We start from the raw sequence: 24,333 nt of genomic DNA on the forward strand, positions 1-24,333 counted from the left end.
AGTTGAAACTAAACACACCGCAAAGCTAATTCAAGCGTCGTTATCACGGGGAGGAGTCTAACCTATTTTTAGATGTTTTTTGTCATAAACAGCAAATAAACTGCAAAAAATCAACTCAATACTAGCTCTATCCTATTACCTTACCGCCATAAACTTTAGAATTTAAAGCCATAAAAATCATATGGTTATGAGTTTGAAATTTAACTATAACGCAGGTATGCTTAAAACGTTTCATCAAAGAAATAATAACAATCAAAGAGTGAAATTGAAGCACTATGGCAAAACAATATTGGATTGGTGATTTTTTTGTCGATTTATCCAGAAATCAAATAACGCGAAATAAACAGCCACAAATCGTCGCCCCAAAAGCGTTGGCGGTTTTAACTAGTCTAGCTAAGCAGCAAGGGAAAGTGGTAAGCCAAGACACATTGTTGTCAGAAGTTTGGCCAGATACTATCGTTTCTCAAAACAGCTTACAGCGCAGTATTGCGCAACTTCGTAAAGCCTTAGGTGACGATGGTAAAGGACAGGTTTATATCAAAACACACTCTAAACAAGGCTACAGTTTAGAGTGTCACGTCCGCTGGCAACCAGAGCCACAACCCCAATTAGTGACTACATCGAAAAGTCGGTTAGTTCCAGAAAAAGGTAAGCCACTTAAAAGTGTTGAAGACATACCGACAATTTTCGCAAGTTGGCATATTAAACTCCTCTTCTTTTTCACAACGCTGGTATTATGCGGATTCATTGGTGCTCATTTTGCCACTTCAGATACGTCTCAATCTTTTTCAGTTGGAGAAATACGCGCCTTAACAGCCTCAGATGGGAGAGAATTCGCCAGCATCTACTCTCCTGATGGCAAATACATCATTTTTCACCGCTATTCACAGCAAGAGTGTGTCAACAATATCTGGGCTAAAAACTTAGACACACAGCAAGAACATAAACTCACTGAAAACATCGACAGCTACGGTAGCCACAGCTTCTCTCCCGATGGCAAACAGTTAGTCTTTATTCGTACCATGGACTGCGAACAACCAACGATACAAAAGAAGTGTTATCAATTGATTAGCATGGATTTTAAGATGGCCCTTCGAGAGCCCCAGCCAATTAATATTTTACTAGAATGTAAAACCTCGGAAATCCGTTTACCTCATTGGTTGAACAACAATAAAATTGCGTTAATGCAACGAGAAGGTACCCAGTGGCAGCTCATAAGCTATTCTGCACAAAACAATCAAAGTACGGTGCTCTATCAAGTGGATAACGGCAATATTGTCTACTATGACTACTCAGTTAAAGAGGATTTGTTTTCCGTTATCAGTGTTCATGATGACAGTAGATACTATATCGATATTCTTAATTCAAGTGGTGAACTCATCTCAAGCAACCCCATCAACTTTCCACCTGAAGCACAACGGAGAAGATTTTTAGTCGCAAACTTTTCACCCATCGAGAATCACCTTATTTTTAGTACAGGTAGACAGTTTTTTACACTATCTTTTGAGGGTGAAGTAAAAAATATCAGCATACCGCTAGATCAACCGACATTCTCTCCAAACTTTCACCCTGATGGCAATAAAGCGCTTGTAATCAAAGGCAACTTCGACAGCGATATTGCAGCAATTCCGACCAACCGCGTTGGAACAAACACACTAACACTATCTCAGCACATCATTGAACGCTCAACGGTTGCAGAAGACTCGGTAACAGTTCAGCCAAATGGGAGTTTAATCGCATTTTCATCAAACCGCTCAGGCAGTGAACAAATTTGGTTGAGCGAGCAATCGAAGCTTATCCAATTGACCCAATTCCCTATTGATAGCTATATAAGCGGTATACATTGGGCAGTCGATGGCTCAAGTATACTTGCGAATGTAAACAATGAACTTATTCACGTTCAACTAGACGGCACACAGCATCACTACACTACCCCACACCTCATTTTAGAGCTGCTTAATTGGAACAAAGCACACAATACGGTACTCACACTTGCCAATATTCGTGGCGTGCAAAAGCTAGTCGAATACGACTTAAATACGTCACAGTTTCAGGTATTAACAGATAAACGTATAAACTGGGCAGGTAAAACAGACAGTGGACAATTGATATACACAGATACAATGGATAAGTTTTGGTTGTTAGGAAGTGTTGAGGCAGAACCTATTCCCGCATTAAATAATCAAGGTGGCGACAATAAACCCTTTATCGTGAAAGGCCAGATCATTTATGGAATGAATAATAACTTTGAACTTTGGTCATTTAATTTACGTGAGAAGCAGCTGAATATCATCGGGAAATTACCAAGCAATACTGTGAGCATTGATGATGTAGACAATACACATATATTTATCACTGCCAGAATCGCTTCTAAAAAGGAAGTCGTTGAACTCATATTAAACAAATAACATGTCGGGTTGTTAGGCTGGCTGCTTTATCAGTTTAGTTAAAGCAGCGCCTCTATTTGAATATCACAACGTCAAAAGTCATGCAGCAACACCACTTTGAACTCAATTAAAGTTTTGTTTTCTCTAAATGCAGCTCCCTCATTAATAGAAATAAAGGTAAGCCAAGTGATACCCCAACAGTGAATGTACTTACAATAGGCAGCCACAAAAGCTTCATTTTCAGCTGCCTGCCTTCATAAATAATGAAAGCAACCAATACAAAGGCAGAAACAATGACATCGAGCCATGCCATAGATGACAAAGGATTAGTGCTAATTTGAGTGTATAACAGTAACAAGTTCGGCCCATTTGCTGCAAGCCAAGGCAAAAATACACAGTAAGGTAGCACAGCACCTAAAACACATAATACGCCATAGATATATTTCATGATTTCCTTATTATCCGCCATTTAAAATGACCATATAGTAAGTTACCTAAAAAGGCATTACGATGCTATATCAAGGTCATGGTGTAACTCAAATTTGGCGCGTTATGGGCATTCGATATCTAAACAGTGGTCTGGTATGGGATCTAGCACCAGCTGAAAGTAACACTTTCAGACAGTTTAGACCAAATGACCTCTCCGAAAGGCATCTACATTTCACATCACAAGACTGTTCTGGTCAGCTACTGGTTCGATACTATAGCGGCTTACAGTTTGTGTATAACGCCAGCTACAGAGACTCAAAATTACATTTTGTCGATAGAAATTCATGGAAACGCTTTAAGCCAATTCAGCACTAAAAAATGCCGGTCTGTGCGAAAATACTCCACTTGATGCCGCATTTGTTGAAATAACTCCACAACAGCACGCCCTGTGTGGCACTAAACCTTGTATTTTAGAAGAGATATAAACACAGACTGAATAGCTCCCTTATTTTGGGAGCTATAAACTACCGGCTTATGTAGTTCGTTTCTAAGTCAGAGTACCAAATCACACTTGTTTGACCCAAAGTTAAACAACGCCATACGCCAACATCGCATCCGCTACCTTAATGAACCCAGCGATGTTTGCACCATCAACGTAATTAACCTTGCCATGTTGAGTACCATGCTTCACACATTGGTCGTGTATTTGCTGCATTATCATGTGTAACTTTTGCTCAAGCTCTTGTTCAGACCACGACATTCTGATGCTATTTTGAGACATCTCCAATGCAGAGACAGCCACGCCACCAGCATTTGCCGCTTTACCTGGCGCATATAAAATACCTCGCTGATGAAAAATATGCACCGCTTCTGGGGTACAAGGCATATTTGCGCCTTCAGATACCGCAATACACCCATGCTCAGCTAAAATGGTTGCATCTGCTTCATTGAGCTCATTTTGAGTCGCACATGGAAACGCAAGATCTGCCTTGATATGCCATGGCTTCTTACCTTCAAAAAATTCACACGAGAACTGCTCTGTTAACGTGCTCAATCGCTTCCTTTGGTTAGTTTTGACCTCTTTGATGAGATTGAGTTTGTCTTGATCTATTCCTTCAGGGACCAACAGCGTGCCACCCGAATCAGAAAGTGTCAGAACTTTCCCTCCCAATTGAATGATTTTCTCAGCACAATGTAACGCGACATTCCCTGACCCTGAGACCAAACATGTCTTTCCTTTTATTTCGTCATCCTGATGCGCTAACATGGCTTGCATAAAGTATGCGTTACCATACCCGGTAGCCTCGGTTCGAATTAAACTTCCACCAAACTCAAGTGACTTGCCAGTTAATACACTCTCAAACTGATGCGTTAAACGCTTGTATTGACCAAATAGATAACTTATCTCTTTGGAACCCACTCCGATATCACCTGCAGGAACATCCATATTTGGCCCAATGTGCTGATACAGCTGCGTCATAAACGATTGGCAAAAACGCATAATCTCACGATCAGACTTTCCTTTTGGATTAAAGTCTGATCCGCCTTTGCCTGCACCAATTGGCAACGTAGTTAAGCTATTTTTAAATGTTTGCTCAAACCCTAAAAACTTTAACACACTTAAATTAACCGAAGAGTCAAAACGCAGCCCCCCTTTATAAGGGCCTATCGAGTTGTTAAACTGAACTCGATAACCACGGTTGATACGAATATTGCCGTCATCGTCTTCCCAAGAAACTCTAAACGAGACGACTTTATCTGGCTCAGTCATCCTTTCTAAAATATGTGCTTGTTTGTATTGGGGGTGTTTATTAATATATGGTATAACCGACTCAGCAACCTCTTTTACAGCCTGATGAAACTCTGGCTCATGTGGATTACGTTTTATCAGCCCTTCCATAAAATGCTCAAGTGTCAAATCATCGTACATTTTTTACCTTCTTATTTGTTAAAATAGCGCTTCTAAGATTAGCTACATTCAAGCTTTGGTATTTGTCATGTTAACTCAGCCTTGATAATCCAACATTTGGTGTTTTTAGAACATTTCATTCGCAATATCAGAATAAGCTGAGCAACAAACAACGAGTAAGTATCTTGATTAAAATATAGTTCGCTCTGTGACATTTTATAAGACCGGTGAATACGGCACGCTCATTCAATTGGATTATCACAGAGTGTTGTAATTTATATACAAACAATATTTAGATTTTATGGTCACTCTGATGCACCTTCATAATTTGCGATATTCAGCCACTAGGTAATGGCTATGTAATGTCACTTCCCACAACTTTTATCGTACTTGGTCTCATTGCAAAACATGGCACTGATGTCTCTGAATACAAATTAATCCACATAGGTCGCAAGGGTGTCTTGACGCACAACTCGAAGCATGCACATGTAAAACCAGACATTTCAAAAATAAGAATGATAAGCCCATATTTTTGAAATTTTTAATCTTAAAAATTAAACATAAAATCATCCCATCAAAGCAAATAACGTCATAAATTGGAGAAATGATTATGTCTAATATTCTTATCATCGGTGCAGCTGGCCTTAACGGTATTGCAACTATTAAAGCCCTTTTCGCTAAGACAAATCTGCAGGATACAATTATCGCAGGTGTGAGAAGCGAAGAAAAAGCGCAAGCACTAAAATCACAATTTCCCAACTTAAAAACACGCATTATGGATATCGAGCAACCAGATACATTGACCGCCTCAATGCATGGCATAGATAAAGTCTTTTACATTACTGGAAACGTTTTAGAGCGTGAGCAACACGCCAAGCTAGTCATAGATGCAGCCATCGCAGAAACGTCAGTCAAAGACTTTATATTTTACTCTGTATTTGGTGCCGAATATGAAGCGATTTTATTTGGACGCCAATTCCGTTTTGGCGAAAAGTACCTTGAGAATTCGGGCCTTAACTGGACACATTTACGTGCCATCTTTTTCCAAGATAATCTGCTTGGCTGGGCTGATGGCATTAAACAAGGGACCCTTTACCTAGGTACAGGTACTGGTAAATTTGCACCTTTATTGGTGTCCGACATCGGTGAAATTGCAGCCAATGTCTTAACATCTAATGCGCATCAGAATAAGGCTTACGACATCACAGGCCCAGAACTGCTCAGCGGTGAAGAAATAGCACACACGTTTAGTACGATATTAGACAAAAACGTTACGCATATTTCACCAGACAATGAAACCACATTAGCATTTTTACTTGATGCTGGTTGGCCGCAGTGGCAAGCAGAAGGGTTAGTTGAATTATTTAACCTATTTGCAGACAACCAAGCAGCTGTAGTGAGCCCTGATGGAGAGGCATTACTTGGGAGGAAGCTCACAACCCTTAAAGAATTTGTAGCTGAAAACCGTGCCGCATTTATCTAAAACATGACTTAACTGATGTTAAATTAGAGAAGCACCAAAAACTGGCTTTAAAGCAGATGTATATATAAACCGCCTAACCTGTGGGTGAGGCGGTGATTACAGTCAGTAATATGCCGCAAAGACTTAGTTGTAGAATCTAACAAGAAGGTTGATTTAAATTATCCAACTTTTTGAGTAACAAGTTTATATATCCTCTACAAAGTAGCACGACATATATGAACACAACTGTATTTGTGACGTGTAAAAGCAACCATATTTGCTCAAGATTAAACAAGTAGCCAATCATTTGAACCACGCCTGCGAATGAAAATACAAAATAAAATGCGACCAATACCTTATGAGGAATGAGTGCAACTGTAGATTTTGGTTTAGGAAACTGAAATGTTTGCTCAGGCCAACACGCTTTAATTAAGTTAACCTGATAAAAAATAATTTGTGTTAAGTATAAAACGCCCACAACCAGAGTGATTTCTATATTTTCTATCAGGCGGTAAGTAAAAAACAAAAGAAACGGGATGGCATGTATGCAAGGCCACCAGTACCCAGACCGCATGTGGCTCATTTCTTGTCGATACAAAACGATCAATGGTCCAAGTAACAAAGGCGAAGCATGTATAAATGCGACTGCCAACCATGGAATGTCAAATTCAAGTAAGCTCATAAATTCAACGGCAGGTGACAAAATCATCAACCAACACAACGCAAGCTCAAGTCGCTGGAATTTCGGTAGCCCCTGCTGAATGGATATCAAGGATACTGTAATCAAAAATACGATCACTACGCTCGATAAATAGCTGATCTGTAAAACATCTATCAACACACTTTAAAACCTCAACAATACTTTTATCTACTAAACACCAATTTATGTACTATTTTCACTGTAGCTTTTGGTTACTGATTTTCAAACTGACAATCTAAAAACAAGCAGATTTATTCAATACTAACACGCTTCACTTTACTAATAATTTAAATGCGTGTCATTAACATTTACTATAATGATAGCCCTCTTTTGTGCAGCTTCACGCTTAGCTGTTGACAATATAAGCAGCAAACGGAAATGACTGACTCCGAAGAGCATTGTGCTTATGTAACACCAAATCAACTCTACAATACATAAATAAGCTGAGCAAAGTTACGTGATCACCCCGCATTTGCAAAACAAATTAGAACCAAGAATAGATTTAGATCAAAATAAAAAATTATTTTTAATTTTTTATAGTCCTATTTTTTACATTAAAAATCCTGTTTGCCCATTGTGAAAATTCCACTTTCATAACTGAGAATTTAGCAACAGCTTAGTTATTCAACACCTCCCTTAACTTTACTTTTATTACTATATAGCTATTCAGCTCAGCATCGTTTAGAAAGTGAAAACTTATAGCTATTAATTTCATATGGTTACATTAAAAGAAAACAATTTCATAACGGATAAAAACCACATTATTGAAATATAAAAAATAAAATTAAACATAAAATTAAGAATATTAAATTCCAATTAATTAAGTTTTGTATATAAAAATAATCATCAATACGGAAGTCACTCCAAGGGGTTTACACAATAAAAATTAGCCGTTAGGTTATTTGGCAATCCGCAACGGACAGAAATAAAAACTAAGTTTAGAGCCCAGCTAACATCTAGTTTTTATTTTCTAGTGCCGTTTGAACATTGCTATATACATTACAAATATATCAATACTAGCGGATTAAATAGAATTCGATGCATGAATAAATTTATATTCAAGATGTAAGTTCCCAACTAAGGAAATACATCTGCGTCAGACCAATCATCAGGAAAAAGCATCCTGTTAAAAACAATGGAGTTACCAATGAAACTTAAATTACTCGCAGCGCTTACATCTAGCCTATTAGCAACCTCAGCATTTGCTCAAACTGCCGTGCAAGATCTAGATGGTTATGATAGAGCAACGTCTTACGCAAATGGCGCTGTCGATCGAATCGTAACTGACTCTTTAAGTGCTCGCTCTTTTGAAGCTTGGGTTTACTACAAAGAAGCAGGTTCTGAGTGTACAAGTGGATACATCTTTGACGAGCTTACAGGTCAACAATACGGCACTGTCAACATTGGTACAGCGGGTATTGGCGCGACTATGGTCGATACGGTTCACTTCAATGCAGGTTTCTCTGACGAGCAACTAAAGCGTAACCGTGTCTTAGCTTTGAACTGTCAAACTTTAGCGGGAGATCAGTACAAGGTCTATCATAAGTTCTCAGCGTTGCCAGAAATCACTTGGGAAACAAACCTAGTCGGTGTTGGCGAATATAAAATGCCAGACTGCACTGGTTCAAGCTCACATTGTGGCGGTCGTGGCTGGTATGATCAAGTAAGCTACACTTCGTCATTGCACATTGACAACAAAAACAAAGATACATATTGTTCAGCAACAATGAATGAAGGCTTTGAGTCTCGTGTTTTCAACGGTTATGACAGTACCCCACTATTCCACACAAACCATTACGGTCTTGAAAACGCGGTATACAATTACTCTGGCCCAGCATTCAGACAAGTAGTGACTTGTCACAGCCCTGTTGGCCGCATCCAGCGTACACAAGTATGGGTTGTATCTGGTGAAAACGACATCAACCTTGAAGTAGATTACACTGTTTATAAGTAATTTATACTTCGAAAACCTCAAAAGAAGTGCCTAGCACTTCTTTTTTTGCTTTTTCTCCATCACCTATCAACGCGATTACACAAAGTAACGAGGAAAAACACATTGGCGGCCAATAAAAAAGGCGCTAATAGGCGCCTAAGTCAATTATTCACGTAATTACTTGGTGTAACCACGAGGCATTGATGAGTCTGTGGTATATCGCTCTGTTAATTTGTCATGGCGAGACTCAGTTGTGACTTGCTCACCATTTATCCAAATTTTATCAACACGCGTGCTAAACTCAAAAGGATCGGCTGTCCAAAGCACAACATCTGCACGTTCACCTTTGGCAATCTTACCGCCTTCAATGCCAAATGCATCAGCAACGTTTACAGTCATCGCTTTTAATGCCCCTTCGTGAGACATACCATTTGCGACAGCAATACCTGCATTAAAACGCATTTGGTAAACATTGTGACTGCCATCTCCGGCCACATTTAGAATTACTTTTACACCCGCTTTTTCAAGTGTACCAGCATTACCCAAGTTTGCATGCAATGCATCAAAACCAGTAGGAAGGTTTGCAACCGAGCTAACAATAACAGGTACTTTCGCTTTGGCTAGCTCATCTTTTACCAATACCGCATCTTGCGCGCCTTCAATAATCAAATTTAAGCCAAACTTTTCTTTTAGTTTGATCAATTCAAGTAATTGAGATGCACGAGAAGCAGAAGCCACTACAGGTAGCTTCCCATTCAACACGTCTGTCAAAAGTTTTTCTTCTGATGACGGTTCTTTGTCATCTTTTTTGTCTTTTTTCGACGCTAGTTTTTTCTTCTGCTCCGACAGCTTTTTAGAAAATGCTTGTAAAGAGGCTGCGCGAGAGCCATCTCCACTTACAGCACCTAAATCAACAATCAATGCAGAGTGACTGTCTGTTACACTCCCAAATTCACCAGACAGATCAGCAACGAAACCAAGACCCATGAATACGCCACTTTCGCCCCACGGTAAAGAAGGAATGCTTAAGTTTTGCGTTAAACCGCCTTTTCTCGCATATGGGATCAAGCTAGAACGTGGGTTAAATGCACTACTGGGATCAAATTCAATACCTGATTTGTCATAAGCATCCACTGAACGCGAAACCGCGCCCACTTCGACTAAACCAAGTTGATTCATTGTACCAATTAAACCTGGTGTCAATACTTTACCTTGCGCATCTACAGTGATATCTGCGCTAAAAGATTTCGGATTTACAGCCGTGATTTTGCCGTTTTCAATCACCACAGTTGCATTCTCTAACACACCTTGCTTGGTTAGTGTGTGTACAGTCGCATTGGTAATCGCTGTTACTTGTGCAAATACCGCTGAAGAGCTCAGTAGTGCACCAGTTAGAATAGATAATTTAAACTTGTTCATGGCGACTCCCCTAGCGCTGGCCTAACATAAAATCACTAACTGCTTGGTACTTACTGTCATGGCGGTCATATACCTTAGCACCATCAATAAATACTTTTTCAGCTTTTGAATAAACGCTAAACGGGCTTTGGTCCCAAATGACAACGTCAGCTTGTTTGCCTGACGCAATAGAGCCTGTTAAATCTTCAATACCCAGAGATTTCGCCGCATTATATGTGATCCACTTAATCGCATGCTCTTCTTTAATATCAAAGCCAACTTCATTTGCCGAATACATGACTTTTGCCGCTTCATGATTCAGGCGCTGAATAGTTGTATCTGAGTCAGAGTGAATAACCGCACATGAGTTTTTAGCAGCATCAACAATCGCCACGTTTTCAAGTGACATGTCATATGCTTCCATTTTAAAGCCCCACCAATCAGGCCAAAGTGCAGCACAGTTACCATTCTCACCTAGTAAGTCTGCAATTTTATATGCTTCAATACCGTGGTGGAAAGTACCTGCGTGATAACCAAACTCTTTAGAAAGGTCGATCATCATGGCCATTTCTTCAGCTTTATAACAGTGGTTATGAATTAAGATTTCACCGTCAAGTACGCCGCGTAGCGTATCCAGCTTAATATCACGATGTGGTGCATCTGGGTTTAAACCCGCTGCATATTCAGCATCGTACTGTTCCCAAGCACGCTTGTATTCTGTCGCTTCAATCCAAGCTTCACGATAACCTGCCATGTTACCCATACGTGTTTTTGGTGCAACACCTTGACCACCATATACGCGTTTAGGGTTTTCACCACACGCCATTTTCAGACCATATGGTGCTTCAGGGAACTTCATGCCTTGCATGGTTTCTGATGGTACGTTTTTAAGCGTTACCGCTCGGCCACCAAATAAGTTTGCAGAGCCTGGTAAAATTTGTAGTGACGTAATACCGCCTTCACGTGCACGGTTAAAACCAGGATCTTGTGGCCATACTGAATGCTCAACCCACACTTGCGCGGTATTAGGGTGGATCATTTCATTACCGTCTTGGTGAGATTCAACACCTGGGTTTGGATACGCACCTAAATGTGAGTGATTGTCTATAATGCCAGGTGTTACCCATTTACCAGCAGCGTCAATTGTTGTGTCAGCATTTACTGATAAGTCTTTGCCTACTTGACTAATTTTGCCATCAACAATGTAGACATCAGCGTCATTGATTCTTTCACCTGTGCCCGTTAATACCGTCGCATTAGTAATTAAGGTACTTGTCGTTGAATGAGGCTGATAAGTGCTTGGATATGGATTTTTCTCGATTGTGACTTTATCTTTTTGAGGACCAGTGTCTTGCTGGCATCCCAAAAGAGCTGTGCTTAGAGCAAGCACGATCACAGAGGGTTTGAACATATTCATATTTTCGTCTCTGTAGTTTTTGTGACTGTAGTTATCAAACAGACTGTAGCGAAATTTCACAAAAATTTCGATGTAAAAACCTCAAAATGCCATAAATTACGATAAATTACGTCATAAAACGCAATATTGTATAAAAAACAGGCACGCCTTTTCTGTTTTATGAGCGAAGAACATACACACTTGCACACACTTATACATACTTTTGAAATAGGTTTTAATAAAAATAGGAAAAGTCGCTAAAAGCGTTAAAACATACAGATAGTGAACTGTTAACAAAATTTTATTTGTAATTTTTTCGGCTGTTATGAAATAAATATGAGGTGTTTTTTCATCTAAGTTAGAGGTACTTACAGTTGCAGTAATACAAATACATAATTCCTTACATTCGTACAATCTTCCCTTACAGCATTTTCTCCCGTTCAGGCCAATACTCTAGAGGAATCGCACTTAACAACCTGCTTGGAGAACAAAGATGAAAGTATTATTAACCACTGCACTCACTGCGCTAGTAACTATGTCAAACGCGCATGCTGTTGAATTTGTTGCCGCTGACAACAGTCATGCAACCGAGCTTTGCATGGCATTTGCTTCAGACCGCCCACATGTGATGTTGGCAGCATTGCGAGGACAACACACCGCCAAAACACGTATCACTAGCAAACTAGAATGTAACGATATGAGTTTAAATGAATTCGCGCAGGCTTATAGCATTACTCGAAATGCGAAGTTTATGAAAATCGACTTAGAAACCAAAACCTCAATCAAAGACATTGCAAAAATACAGCCTACAATGCCTGTAGTTTTATCTGGCTCTAAATAATGCCTGAGCGAATGGTGTGCATTAAATAAAAGTAATGCACACCTGATTAACGGCTTTACAAAACGCTTGCCAATAAACCAAATGCTCCACCAAATACCCCTCCCCACACAACCAACCAACCTAGATGTGTGTGGATCATATTTTGAACAATGTTTTTCACCATAACCGGCGTTAGCTCATTTAACCTTTCGTCTACGGCATGTTCAATGGCCGTGCGGATCGAGTCTAAAGACTGTCCATTGGTTAACACCCCTGAAATCTTATCTTTGAACTCTGGCTGTTCACTCATTTCACGCAAGGCTTCTTTCATTTTTTCAGTAAAAGTATCGCGCATTGGCTCAATAGCCTCTTTGCCACCCACCATGGCCAGCATCGCACCAAATTGTGAGCCTTCGATAACTTGCACCAACTTGTTAAAGGCAATCGATAAATCTGCATGTTCAATGACTGGGTTTAAATCTATGTCGATTTGATTTTTTTCTGCGAAGCTTTTTAGTTTATCTTGGTTGAAAAATTCATCTAAGATCAGCTCTTTAATCGCTATTTTAAATTCTTTAAATTTAATGGTAATGACACCTGAGCCGTACAAACCAGGTACTTTTTCGAATAACATATGTACAGCAAGCCAATTGGTGACAGCGCCAGAGAGCGCAAACAATCCCATTGTAAAAACCAAATCATGATCTAATCCATAACCTACGGCAACGAGCGAGGCTGCAACTAGGTTGGTGATAACACTTTTATTCAAGGTGAACTTCCAAAACATTTCTAAACTGTGGCTATTCTATTCGATTTAAATTTGCACTCAAGTATTTGTGTTATAGCCAAAATCGATCATAGTTAGGTAAAGTGCTCACACGCCACCGGGCTAACTATGTGGAACCTAGTAAACCAGTACATCAGTGAAGCGATTCATGACAAGTTTGAATTTACTCGAAAAACACAACTGCCAAGCAACCACAAATCTAAAAACTACCAAATTGAGAACGACAAGCATCGCTTTTTAGTTAAGGTTGACCATGTGAGCGCCCTTGAGCGTTACGAGTGTGAAGCCGATAACCACACCCTACTCACACGAGACAGTGACTTTTTAGTGGCAGACCCAATTACTATCGGGTCCAGTCTTGAGTACTGTTTTAGCGTCTACGAGTGGTTACCCTCTCAACCAGATAAGGAAGACTGGTATTTATGCGGCAAGACATTAGCAAAAATGCACAGCCGTCACGAACAAGAAATGTTTGGTTTCGAGCAAGATAACTATTTCTTAGGCCTAGCTCAACCAAATCAATGGCATAAAAAGTGGTCAGTGTTTTTTGCAGAGGAACGTATCGCATGGCAATTGCAATTATTGCAAGAAAAGAACATTGTACTTGTCGAAATTGATAACTTTGTTGAGTACATCAAGCCTTTAGTCAATCATCCTGTTCAGCCCTCCTTACTTCACGGCTTTTTTTGGCGAGGTAATATTGCTTTTTCAAACGATAAGCCAAGCGTATATTGCCCCGCTTGTTATTATGGTGATAGAGAGGTTGATCTTGCTCATAGCGAGCTGTTTGCGCAATTGCCTGAAGCATTTTATACCGGCTATAATGAAGCCTATGAAATAGATAAAGGTTATCAACAACGTAAGCCAATTTACCAGTTGTACAGTTTGCTATGTCATGCCAATGTCTTTGCAGGCGACTATGTGCTCCAGTCCAAACAACAGATTGAACATATCCTGAAATAACTGTCACCATGCGGTAATAATTGCAATAACTGCTATAGTAAGTAAAGGAGTTCAAGGCGGTTGTTGGAGCCAAATTATGAAACAGCTGTATAACCAACGTATCAGCTGCCCACACTGTGGTCATCATATATTTGTTGACTTAGACACCAGTGAGGGCGACCAGGATTTCTATGAAGATTGCGCCGCATGCTGTAACCCTATTCATTTAAACATGCATATAGACGAAGCAATCAATAAATTGGAATTACGGATCGACAGTGACGACGAACAAATTTTTTAGCCCATAGGGCTCAGAGTATTTTTACGCAAATAATGCTCAACTGTGTTGACGATGGTGTAAGTTTGCTGATCAACTTCGATGTTGAGCCTATCTCCTCGTTTCGTCTGCCCAATATTTGTTATTGACAGTGTTTCCGGAATTAGGTGCAGCCAAAAACCATCCTCGTCAACCTCACCGACCGTCAGACTTGCACCATTAACTGAGATAAATCCTTTGTAAAAAACATATTTTGTCCAAACCGCATCTAACAACAGTTTAATCTTAACGTTATCAGCCGTTTTGATCACACTTTCTACAGTTGCCATGTCGTGAATATGGCCTGAGACAATGTGCCCACCCAGTTCAGTACCAAAAGTAACAGAGCGCTCAAAGTTAACTTTGTCACCACATTTAAGCTGACCCAAATTCGTCAGTTTTAAGGACTCATCAATCACATCAAAACTGACTTGGCCGACGACATCTGAATGACTGGCTTCAAAATGCACAACGGTCAAACAACAACCGTTCACGGCGATACTTGCACCAATGGTGAGTTGCTGTAAGTGCTCATTGCCAACTGATAATACCAAGCGCATAACGCCATCATTTAATAGAGCACTGACAACAGATGCCTGAGTTTGAACAATTCCCGTAAACATGTTTCTTCCGAGGTAAAAATGATGCCGCTATTCTACCTGAAGCTGATCCTACTCGGAAACAGATTTACACACTTATTTCGTAGATAAAAATAACAAACTTCAATAGAATACATTTTTTCAAATTTGCTGAGTTTTAAGATGAAGTTTGAACTCTGGGAAGCCAAAAAATTAATAAGACTGGCAACGCCTGTTCTATTAGCTCAAGTAACCCTTGTCATGATGTCGGTCGTAGACACCATGATGGCAGGACAAGTAAGTCCAAACGACTTGGCTGCACTTTCAATTGCGACTGGCGCACTCAACCCTTTGATGTTTTCATTACAGGCTATTTTATTGGCACTGACCAGTATGGTCGCCCATAGTGTCGGCGCCAATGATCAGGACAGTATAAAACGCTATTTTCAGCAAGGTTTATATTTGGCTTTGATGCTATCCTCATTAGGATTTATTGCCAGTTTTTTTACCCCTTATTTATTTGCCAGTACAGGTGCAAGCCCTGAAATTGCCCAAATGGCACAAGATTATATCGATTATGTTAAATATGGTCTCGTTGCATTTTTAGTCTTCACTGTGTACCGAAATGTCACCGAGGGTATGGGCAATACTAAAGTTGCTTTTTATATCGGCTTGCTTGGCTTGGGGATAAACGTCATTGCCAACTACATCTTTATATATGGCAAATTAGGTATGCCAGCCTTAGGTGGAGCTGGATGCGGTGTTGCCACCAGCATTGTTATTTGGACCATGGCCATTGCACAAATTTGCTATAGCCTAAAAAGCAAAGAGCTAAAAGGCAAGTGGCTGATCAGTGACTTTATGAAGCCGCACAAAGAAACCATTTTACAGATAACCAAGCTCGGTTTACCTATTTCATTTGCTACTTTTTTTGAGGTGACGTTATTTGCGTGTATTCCACTATTTATTGCTGATTTAGGTGCCGTCGCTGTATCTGGACATCAGGTTGCTGCGAGTGTGACCATGATCTTATTTATGTTACCGCTCAGTTTATCTATGGCGATCGGTATTAGGATTGGTAATATCAGCGGACAAAACAACCTTGAACGATTGGTCAATGCAACCTACACCAGCTTTATCTTGGCCGTGGGTGTTGCAGCCATTGTGGCATTAGGCACGTACCTGATCAGACATGACATCAGTTGGCTTTATACACAGGAAAAAGAAGTTGCTCTGCTCGCTTCAAGTATCATTATTTTAGCTTGTATTTACCAATTACCCGACGCATTGCAAGTATCGGCAAATGGTGTTTTACGTGGCCTGAGATACACTAAACCAATAACGGGTGTCACCTTTATTTCTTATTGGGTAATCGGCTTTACGCTAGGATACGTATTAGCCAAAACAGACTATATTGTGCCAGCAATGGGACCTATCGGATTTTGGGTAGGTATCATTGTCGGGCTTACAGTAGCCGCGGTGCTGCTAATTTATTTTGTGAGGAGAAAGCTCGTTGAAATGCAGACTGCTGCTGTTAGCACTTAGCACGGTTTTGTTTGGGTGCACACCAGCACCCAGTGACACAAACCAGACGTATACGGAACGCCTTGGCAAGGTGTTCAGTACCGACGGGTTATCTATCGAATCGTTGAGTGTGCTGCCACACTCAGCCCTCGACAAACCAAAAGCCAGCTACTCCATCTCTGTTATAGCTCTTGCCAAACTCGGACACTGCCGTGTTTCTACACACATTGCCAATCACAACAATCAATTGGGCAAGCTTGCTAAGCCAAGCGAACAATTCAAGTATAATCTTAACTTTATACGTTATGCGCAAGCATGTATTGATGACGATAGAACACCACAAGATGTGCAGCAGGCCTTAAAACTTGCAAGACAGGAGAAGCTTGCGCAGCTCTACCCTATGCTGGCTTACGTATTTTCTCATGAAAAAGAACTGAATCAGTTTTATACACTGACCTTCAGTGAGGTTCAGCGTGAGACTAGCCAAGGGGAGATTCATGCCTTGGAAGCGTTAAATACGCTAAGCAGCTTAATAGATAGCTTAACTGAACCAAACAGAGCCGATGGCGACATGCTGACAGACGCCCTTGAAAAGCTGAATAACAATAATTATGTGCAAAGCCTGATCACCAGTACCAGAACACAAATTGCGTGGAATCAAACAACTACGGCATGGCTCGAGACTTTAAACTTAGAGAACAAAGTTTGTCCCGCTGGAAAAAATAAAAAGCGCGCCAAGGTACTCAATAACGTATTTCAAAAGTTCTACATTCAAGACATTCAAGCTTACCAGTCACACCTAGCCAAACGTTTACATGATATTGAACCCCACTTTGAGACTTTTTCGGAAAAATTTGGTCAACAGGCCTACCCTAATCTCATAACACCATTACTTAAAGAATTAAAGGGATCAGCAAAGGAACATGTTTATTGGTGGCAAAACTTCTACAAAGTGTGCAAAGTTAGTCCGTTGTGAGCGAAAAAACCGCAGACAAACAAAAATTTAGCAAAGATACTTGATCCATTTCGCAGACCACTATATATTAGCCGCCGTTGCCAAGAAACACGGCACATTGTACGACCGTAGCTCAGTTGGTTAGAGCACCACCTTGACATGGTGGGGGTCGGTGGTTCGAATCCACTCGGTCGTACCAACTTAATCTAGTTAAGTTAAAAAAATCGCTTATGATACGACCGTAGCTCAGTTGGTTAGAGCACTACCTTGACATGGTAGGGGTCGGTGGTTCGAATCCACTCGGTCGTACCAAACTTAACTAAATAAAGTGACTTTCTATAGTACGACCGTAGCTCAGTTGGTTAGAGCACCACCTTGACATGGTGGGGGTCGGTGGTTCGAATCCACTCGGTCGTACCAACTTAACTTTGTTAAGTAACACATCTCTGTAGTACGACCGTAGCTCAGTTGGTTAGAGCACTACCTTGACATGGTAGGGGTCGGTGGTTCGAATCCACTCGGTCGTACCAAGTTTACATCTCCCTGATCTTAATCAATCATTTTATCCTATACATTTGAATCTATCTTTGTCTAAGTCAAAGCTTTTCTTGTCGTCCGTTAAAATGAGCACTCGCTTTTTCAATTAAACTCGCCATCCCAATTTACAAAGGTATAAACCCGTCGTCCCGGGCTTGCTCCGGGATCCATGTTGAGCTTGTATCTGACGATAAGCAGCTGGCACCAGCTAAAACTGCTCGCTTCACCTTGCGCAAAGGAAATGTACTCACTGCGTTCGCAGTCATTAGCCCTTTGCACCCTACTTGATAATGTTCTGTTTTTAAAGCAAACTCATCTTACCTACTGAGAATTACAAGGAAAAGGTATGGACACTGAGTTGTTTTCCTTTGCATTTAATCTATTTTTGTTTGTAGGTGTTGTGATTGCTTTTAAAGATCGCACCCGTATAGATAAACTCGCGAAAAAGGTTATACATCTTCAAAAAATCATCGACTTTCAAACAGCGCAAATCGATAAGCTCAAGCAAGCGTTGAATGAGCCTACCTCATCGCCCCGCTCCACTAATGAGCCAACAATACAAATAGAATCCGCAGAACCTGATACCGTGCAGGCTGATAATGTAGAGCCAGTACACTTATCTAACCCTGCAAAGCCGGACGTAAAAAGCCCGCCCAAGCAAACGATTCAAAAGCAATTTACACTGCCCGAGTTCAGCTTGGAAACGCTACTCAAAGGCAATGGTATTTTCTGGTTAGGCGCCTTTATTTTATCTATTGGTGGGGTTTTCCTCGCTAAATATTCGATTGAGGCCGGCCTTATGCCACCAGCCGTGCGTGTTGTTTTAGGCGCTTTGTTCGGCTGTGCGCTAGTCGCTGGTGCCGAACTGGTTAACCGCTTTAAAACTAAACTTAATGTGAATACGCCATATATCTCTGCGGCGCTTGCCAGTGGCGGTGTAATCACCTGCTTTGCGATGGTTTTGGTATCGTTTAATCACTATCACTTTTTGCCCGCCAACCTAGCCTTTGTCTTTTTAGCGGCCATAGCCTTGTGTGCTACCTATTTGGCACTGCGCTTTGGGCCTGTCTTGGCAGGCATTGGGATCATCGGCGCATATGCTGTGCCAGCGCTAGTCTCCACTGGATCTAATAATATCGGGGCATTGTTGTTGTATGTCGCGTTTGTGTCTTTATCGGCAGTGTGGGTTGCTGATTACGTCAAACAAAAGTGGCTGTGGTGGCAAAGTTTTGTTGGCCATTGTATGTGGTTAATCGGTGCTATTGCATTAGGTGATAAAGGCGACTTTGCCGCTATTACCCTGTACACGGTCGCAACCTTATATTTTTACGTGCTCTCAAACCTGCTTGGTTGGCGGCTTAATTTATCCATGAACAGTCCACTTCCTATTAAATCATTGTTGATGGCAAGAAGAGAGCAAGTCGCAACCCTTATCACCCTATTCTTGTTCGCCATTTACCTGATGTTTTCACCCGTATTCAGTCACATGGCTATAGCCACTTTCATTGTCGCTACCATCGCTTTTGCTTCAGCTTACAGGCATAGCGCCCTAGATACATGGCCATATTTGGCACTGGGTTTTGCTTTGTTTATGTTTGGCAACATACATCAAAAAGTCGATTTTAATGACATTCTATACCCATTTACTGGCAAATATTTGTTTATTCAAATCGCTGCCTTGTTAGGTATGGCATTTAGCGTCTTGATGATCAAACGTGATACAACACGCCATGCTTATTTACTGCTACTTGTGTTAGTGCCACTGAGTTTATTTGGTCTCAGTTATATTTCACTGCCTGTGAACAATGACGCCATCCTCTACCCTGTCTGGGCGTTTGAACTTCTGGTTATCGCCGCTGGCGCTGCGCTTGCAGCTGCCAAATCATCAATACCTTTACAACGCGTGACATATTTAGTGTTGGCAAATACCATGCTGACTTTGTGTTTGACCATGTTGTTATCTGCAAGCACGCTGACCTTGGCTATTACGGCGCAAGTCGCATCCATGAGCTATTTAAGCTGGAAATACAAAGTTAAGATCCCTGACTGGCTGTACAAAGTAGCTTTATTGGTTGTGGTTACTCGATTGTCTGTGGCACCTTGGGCTGCTGATTACAAACATGAAGCCATTTTAGGTATTCATTGGACACTCATCGTCTACCCAATTGCGATTGCTTTAGTGTGGTTTGCTGCAAAATATAACCCATCAAGACTGCTTAATACTTGGTTTATGGGTGTGTTTATTCACTTATGCGCACTACTTGTCACCACAGAAACCAGTTACTTACTCGTAGGAGATTATCCAAACTTTGGTAATTTAAGCTATCAAGAAGGTGTCGTTTTATCCCTTAACTGGTTAATTTTGGCTGGCGTATATTTTTGGCGCAGCCAGCTAACGCGCAACCTGCACAAGCTGTATATGATTGGCGGCAGCATTTTACTCGGTGCAACTACGCTAATACATGTGCAGTTCTCTTTGTTTGAAAGCCCATTTGTACACAGCCAAAACGTAGGTGGCTATGTTATAAACTGGTTGTGGATCCAATGGCTTGCACCTGTGTTATGCCTGTATGGGTTTATGCACTTTAAACTTGTCAAAGCGCAGTTCAACCGTTTTATATATGCGGCGATGGCCATGCTTGGCTTTATGTTTATCAACGGAGAAATACGCACCTTATTCAATGATGGCTTTATCAATTGGCATTTGGGTGTGGAAGAAGCAGAGCTTTATACTTATTCGATTGTGTGGTTACTGATATCAACCGCAACCATTTTTGTCGCGCAGCATTTTAACTATAAGCACTTAATCAATATTGGTTTTATTGGTCTAGCCATGGTGATTCTAAAAGCCTTTATGGTCGATATGTCTAACCTTGAAGGGCTGCTCAGAGCCTTATCATTCATTGGGTTAGGTTTGTGCTTGGTGGGTGTGGGTTGGCTATTCCAAAAAATGCAGCCAAAACCCGCTGACAGCGCTTCAGGCAAAGAGGTTTAATCACAGTTATCATAAGCGAGTGCAGGTCACTCGCTTTTTTACCATAAATAAGACTAACTTGAACTTTGCTTTTTACTGGGTAGGACTTCTGCAAAGCCTTCATCATACAAGTCAATCACATTTTCAAACCCGTACTTAGGAACCCAGCCCAATTCATTTTGCGCTTTAGATGAGTCATACACTCTGTCTAAGCTTTTTGGTAAAGTCCAACCACGCTGTTCAAACACCGCCACTAATTTTGGTGATCGCGCACGTAAAACGGCCTCACAATCATAAAATAATTGCTCACAGAAACTAGGAGCAAACGGTGTTTTACCTGAAATAATAAAACGATTAAAACCAGATAACCCCTTTTCAATGGCACAGCGATGAGCAGCGGCCACATCACGGTAGTCAATTCCTCGATTTAACCGATACAGTACCATTTGCTCAACCGGCTCAGGAAAGCATCTCGACATTTGCAGTACAGTCACGGGAAAAGCACGCTCATTGCATATCGCTTCGAGCCGTTGTTCTGCGTCAATTTTAGTATGATGATAGATGGTTTTAGGTAAAGGTTTGGTCTGCTCTGTTACCCACCCTGCTCGCCCATTTGGCGTACTTGCGTGCCCATATAAGGCCGTTGTACTAGTAAACACCATCTGCTTTACGCCACTGTCGATAGCAAGCTCTGCTAATTTTATGGTCGCACCTACATTCACGTTATAAAACATCTCATCACTAACATAGCCAATATGCGGCGCGTGCAATGCCGCTGTATGGACAACCACATCAACGCCTACCAGCGCCTGCTGTAAAAGCGTGTCATCGCGAATATCACCAACAAAATCTGCGGTTGAACAAGGTGTGTTATCTAAACCCACCACGTCGTAGCTATGTGCTAGATGAATATAAATGGCTCGCCCGACTCGTCCAGCGGAGCCCGTGACTAAAATCTTCATATAACGCTCAATGTGAATACCTTGCTCTTATTGTAACAAACGAAAAAGGGCCTTTAAATTGGCCCTAGGAAGTAACTCAGAAAGGAATTTTGATAATTAGTTCAACGTCTTTTTCTTCGTCACTTTATCTGTGTGACCAAGCACGCGAATTGACCAATTCGTGAATGTTCCCGGTTTGGTATTATTCTCAATGGTGTAGCGACTACGTGGTTGGCCAAACGGGTCGGTGACAATCGTGCGCTGTTGATCATTCATATCCGTAATATGTAGCTTCCACGTGCCAACAGATCTTTCATCCCAAAACTTATAACTGAGTAGTTTATGATCATCATAACCAAGCAAGCTCTTTTCAGATGGCGAGATATAATCTGTGTTTTGTCCTACCAAGTTATTATTTGGCGACATCAATATACTGCGAGTACCACTTGGTGACTCTAGCTCAACTTTTAAATCAGTAATACGTTCATGTTCAGCACTCAAGCGCACTTGCACGCCCTCAATGAACATATCTTCAGTCACTTCAATTTCTGAGGTGGTCGTGTGTGTAATATCTTCTAAAATAGGCTTGCTAAAGGTGTCATTCTCGCCAAACCATTTCGTTTTGACAAAATCTGCAGGTAGATTTTCAACAGCATAACGGCGAATAAGTTCTGCCGCTTTATCAACATCGACTAGACCAAAACCATAATAAGGCGAAAACTCAACACCAGCTGCGTTAGTAGACCAACCTTCCAATGCCACCACATTAGACAACTTAATGTCTTCCATATCTCGGTTTACTTTGGTTGCTGTATTGGCCAATAAGTGCCTGATATCCCTTGCGGTCAGGTCATGACCTTGCTGCTCTGCAGCCGACATGAGCAATGCCACTGCACCTGTTACATTCGCTGCTGCAGATGATGTGCCATTCACTCTAAAATAATAATCCTGTGGACCTGTGCACGCTTGCTCTCGACCTTGATATTTCTCACGCCAATCACAGCTTAATGTCGTGGTCACCATACCTGGTGTGTTACGATCTGCTCCCGCAGGCGCAGTAACAAAGATATTACTGCCCACAGTAGAGCTATTGGTTAACCTACCATCAGCACTCACCCCACTGACATTAATTTTCCAGAAACTGGTTAAATGACCACTATTTGCGTTATGAAATGGAAGCCCGCCATTATTTATTGCATGGTGATATCCCAGTGTATCTATACCATTAGGTCCATACGCATTTATTAATGTCTGGAAGTAGCCATTGCCCGCAGCCTGAACAAAAAGCGCGGTGCGTTTGTCTTGCTCCGTTGACAGTGTTATGCGCTCCATGACCTCATCTCTGAGCCTAAAGTTAACCATCTGAATGGCCTCGCCAGTATCCGGATCCGTGGTTGTATACGCATAGTTATACGGCGTACTATGCGCAGGAGTTACCCCAAAGCTGGTATTGAAAACACGGGAATTTTGAGCAATCGAAGTTTTGCCATTTTTCAGGCCAATGCCACGATGATAAGCCCAACTCTCATGACGACTCATGTATGAACCAAGTCTATTGTGCACAATCACATCCGCTTCTGGCGCGACGCCTCTGATCCCAACATCATTTTGTACTGCTGCGATCAGGCCAGCCATATAAGTCCCATGTGCCGAGGCCCAGGGTTCCGTTGAATCAATACTCGGGTCAAAAGTTAAGTTGTCGATCAAATCCGAATGCAGCTCATCTACACCGGTGTCAATTAGCGATATTTGTACGCCTTGACCTTTATGCCCCCAAAGGTGTGATTGCCACAAGTTCAAGTCATGCCCTGCAACTGTATTATCAATACTACCATCGTTGAGTAAATTCCATTGTAGAGATAGGTATGGATCCCCATTTGGGTCTAACCATCTATTTTCATACTGGCGATCTGTTGGGCTTGCATTGACTTGACATGCCAACAAAATAGCTAAACTAATTGGAGCAAATTTATACTTCATAGCATTTTCCTTTTTTCTACTCACATTGCTAGAAATGAATTGGAAATAAAAATATAACATATGTACCCATATTGAATACAAGATAATAAGTAACAAAATGTGTTTATAATTAAATTTAAAGGTTAATGAAGATAAAAACACATAAAATTAAATACTTTAGATTTGCGATAAGAAAATAGAGGAACATAGCTAAAAAACACCAAACAGCTAGTAAGTTAGAGTATTAATCGACCCGTGAGTAATAAATTATTTACAGTAAAATTTTAAATATAACCGAAATAGCACTGGGCATAGACATTACAAGTAGAATATAGGAAAGCTATTTTTTTAATGTAACGACTAATAATTGGGTAAGGAAAGTGTAC

General features: G+C 41.0%; 19 protein-coding genes and 4 tRNA genes. 14 read left to right on the forward strand and 9 right to left on the reverse strand.

Going from position 1 to position 24,333, the window contains the following annotated elements; translation table 11 throughout:
- Window positions 1-275 precede the first annotated feature (275 nt).
- Window positions 276-2,408, forward strand: a complete 2,133-nt coding sequence (locus JF50_RS07900) for a winged helix-turn-helix domain-containing protein (RefSeq protein WP_039608932.1) — start codon at window positions 276-278, stop codon at window positions 2,406-2,408.
- 106 nt (window positions 2,409-2,514) lie between these two features.
- Here the strand turns inward: JF50_RS07900 and JF50_RS07905 are convergent, their stop codons facing one another.
- Window positions 2,515-2,835 (reverse strand): DUF2834 domain-containing protein, encoded by a 321-nt coding sequence (locus tag JF50_RS07905; protein ID WP_039608933.1) that lies wholly within the window; start codon window positions 2,833-2,835, stop codon window positions 2,515-2,517.
- A 62-nt stretch (window positions 2,836-2,897) separates the two neighbouring features.
- Between JF50_RS07905 and JF50_RS07910 the strand changes: the two genes are divergently transcribed.
- Window positions 2,898-3,191, forward strand: coding sequence for a hypothetical protein (locus tag JF50_RS07910; RefSeq protein WP_039608934.1), 294 nt, complete (start codon window positions 2,898-2,900; stop codon window positions 3,189-3,191).
- 211 nt (window positions 3,192-3,402) lie between these two features.
- Here JF50_RS07910 and gdhA read toward each other — a convergent pair whose 3' ends face one another.
- On the reverse strand, window positions 3,403-4,746 hold the full coding sequence (gdhA, locus tag JF50_RS07915) for an NADP-specific glutamate dehydrogenase (protein WP_039608935.1): 1,344 nt from the start codon (window positions 4,744-4,746) through the stop codon (window positions 3,403-3,405).
- A gap of 589 nt (window positions 4,747-5,335) precedes the next feature.
- On the opposite strand from gdhA, the gene JF50_RS07920 reads away from it, so the two are divergent.
- Window positions 5,336-6,208: an SDR family oxidoreductase gene (locus JF50_RS07920; protein WP_235423406.1), complete on the forward strand. Its 873-nt coding sequence runs from the start codon at window positions 5,336-5,338 to the stop codon at window positions 6,206-6,208.
- Between the two features lie 136 nt (window positions 6,209-6,344).
- Here the strand turns inward: JF50_RS07920 and JF50_RS07925 are convergent, their stop codons facing one another.
- Window positions 6,345-7,028 (reverse strand): hypothetical protein, encoded by a 684-nt coding sequence (locus JF50_RS07925; protein ID WP_039608937.1) that lies wholly within the window; start codon window positions 7,026-7,028, stop codon window positions 6,345-6,347.
- A gap of 1,006 nt (window positions 7,029-8,034) precedes the next feature.
- Between JF50_RS07925 and JF50_RS07930 the strand changes: the two genes are divergently transcribed.
- Window positions 8,035-8,841, forward strand: coding sequence for a hypothetical protein (locus tag JF50_RS07930; RefSeq protein ID WP_039608938.1), 807 nt, complete (start codon window positions 8,035-8,037; stop codon window positions 8,839-8,841).
- 156 nt (window positions 8,842-8,997) lie between these two features.
- Here JF50_RS07930 and JF50_RS07935 read toward each other — a convergent pair whose 3' ends face one another.
- Window positions 8,998-10,239 carry an amidohydrolase family protein gene (locus JF50_RS07935; RefSeq protein ID WP_039608939.1) on the reverse strand — a complete coding sequence of 414 codons (1,242 nt, stop codon included), beginning with the start codon at window positions 10,237-10,239 and terminating at the stop codon, window positions 8,998-9,000.
- A gap of 10 nt (window positions 10,240-10,249) precedes the next feature.
- Window positions 10,250-11,635 (reverse strand): amidohydrolase, encoded by a 1,386-nt coding sequence (locus JF50_RS07940; RefSeq protein ID WP_039608940.1) that lies wholly within the window; start codon window positions 11,633-11,635, stop codon window positions 10,250-10,252.
- A 472-nt stretch (window positions 11,636-12,107) separates the two neighbouring features.
- On the opposite strand from JF50_RS07940, the gene JF50_RS07945 reads away from it, so the two are divergent.
- Complete coding sequence (locus tag JF50_RS07945; protein ID WP_052262185.1) at window positions 12,108-12,455, forward strand: DUF3718 domain-containing protein; 348 nt, start codon at window positions 12,108-12,110, stop codon at window positions 12,453-12,455.
- A 55-nt stretch (window positions 12,456-12,510) separates the two neighbouring features.
- Here JF50_RS07945 and JF50_RS07950 read toward each other — a convergent pair whose 3' ends face one another.
- The gene (locus tag JF50_RS07950; RefSeq protein WP_039608941.1) at window positions 12,511-13,203 is read right to left on the reverse strand and encodes a hypothetical protein; all 693 of its coding nucleotides are present in this window, start codon (window positions 13,201-13,203) and stop codon (window positions 12,511-12,513) included.
- Window positions 13,204-13,329: 126 nt separating this feature from the next.
- On the opposite strand from JF50_RS07950, the gene JF50_RS07955 reads away from it, so the two are divergent.
- Together JF50_RS07955 and JF50_RS07960 are read left to right on the forward strand one after the other, a co-directional pair.
- Window positions 13,330-14,184, forward strand: a complete 855-nt coding sequence (locus JF50_RS07955; protein WP_039608942.1) for a fructosamine kinase family protein — start codon at window positions 13,330-13,332, stop codon at window positions 14,182-14,184.
- A 76-nt stretch (window positions 14,185-14,260) separates the two neighbouring features.
- Window positions 14,261-14,464, forward strand: coding sequence for a CPXCG motif-containing cysteine-rich protein (locus JF50_RS07960; protein ID WP_039608943.1), 204 nt, complete (start codon window positions 14,261-14,263; stop codon window positions 14,462-14,464).
- Here the strand turns inward: JF50_RS07960 and JF50_RS07965 are convergent.
- The gene (locus JF50_RS07965) at window positions 14,461-15,102 is read right to left on the reverse strand and encodes a riboflavin synthase (protein WP_039608944.1); all 642 of its coding nucleotides are present in this window, start codon (window positions 15,100-15,102) and stop codon (window positions 14,461-14,463) included. The two genes, JF50_RS07960 and JF50_RS07965, sit on opposite strands and share 4 nt — an antisense overlap.
- 138 nt (window positions 15,103-15,240) lie before the next feature.
- Here JF50_RS07965 and JF50_RS07970 point away from each other — a divergent pair, with 138 nt between their 5' ends.
- From JF50_RS07970 to JF50_RS08000, 7 genes are all read left to right on the forward strand, one after another.
- Window positions 15,241-16,602 (forward strand): MATE family efflux transporter, encoded by a 1,362-nt coding sequence (locus tag JF50_RS07970; RefSeq protein ID WP_039608945.1) that lies wholly within the window; start codon window positions 15,241-15,243, stop codon window positions 16,600-16,602.
- Window positions 16,571-17,557: a DUF3080 family protein gene (locus JF50_RS07975; RefSeq protein ID WP_039608946.1), complete on the forward strand. Its 987-nt coding sequence runs from the start codon at window positions 16,571-16,573 to the stop codon at window positions 17,555-17,557. The genes JF50_RS07970 and JF50_RS07975 overlap by 32 nt, the downstream gene beginning before the upstream one ends.
- A gap of 101 nt (window positions 17,558-17,658) precedes the next feature.
- Window positions 17,659-17,735, forward strand: a tRNA-Val gene (locus tag JF50_RS07980).
- Window positions 17,736-17,771: 36 nt separating this feature from the next.
- Window positions 17,772-17,848: transfer RNA gene (locus JF50_RS07985), tRNA-Val, on the forward strand.
- Window positions 17,849-17,879: 31 nt separating this feature from the next.
- A tRNA-Val gene (locus JF50_RS07990) sits at window positions 17,880-17,956 on the forward strand.
- Between the two features lie 33 nt (window positions 17,957-17,989).
- Window positions 17,990-18,066: transfer RNA gene (locus JF50_RS07995), tRNA-Val, on the forward strand.
- Window positions 18,067-18,419: 353 nt separating this feature from the next.
- Window positions 18,420-21,068 carry a DUF2339 domain-containing protein gene (locus JF50_RS08000; RefSeq protein WP_039608947.1) on the forward strand — a complete coding sequence of 883 codons (2,649 nt, stop codon included), beginning with the start codon at window positions 18,420-18,422 and terminating at the stop codon, window positions 21,066-21,068.
- 53 nt (window positions 21,069-21,121) lie between these two features.
- Here the strand turns inward: JF50_RS08000 and JF50_RS08005 are convergent, their stop codons facing one another.
- Window positions 21,122-22,009 (reverse strand): NAD-dependent epimerase/dehydratase family protein, encoded by an 888-nt coding sequence (locus JF50_RS08005; protein WP_039608948.1) that lies wholly within the window; start codon window positions 22,007-22,009, stop codon window positions 21,122-21,124.
- Window positions 22,010-22,105: 96 nt separating this feature from the next.
- Window positions 22,106-23,968, reverse strand: coding sequence for a S8 family serine peptidase (locus JF50_RS08010; protein ID WP_039608949.1), 1,863 nt, complete (start codon window positions 23,966-23,968; stop codon window positions 22,106-22,108).
- Window positions 23,969-24,333: the final 365 nt, after the last annotated feature.

The organism is Pseudoalteromonas luteoviolacea (assembly GCF_000814765.1).
Lineage (GTDB): Bacteria > Pseudomonadota > Gammaproteobacteria > Enterobacterales > Alteromonadaceae > Pseudoalteromonas > Pseudoalteromonas luteoviolacea_H.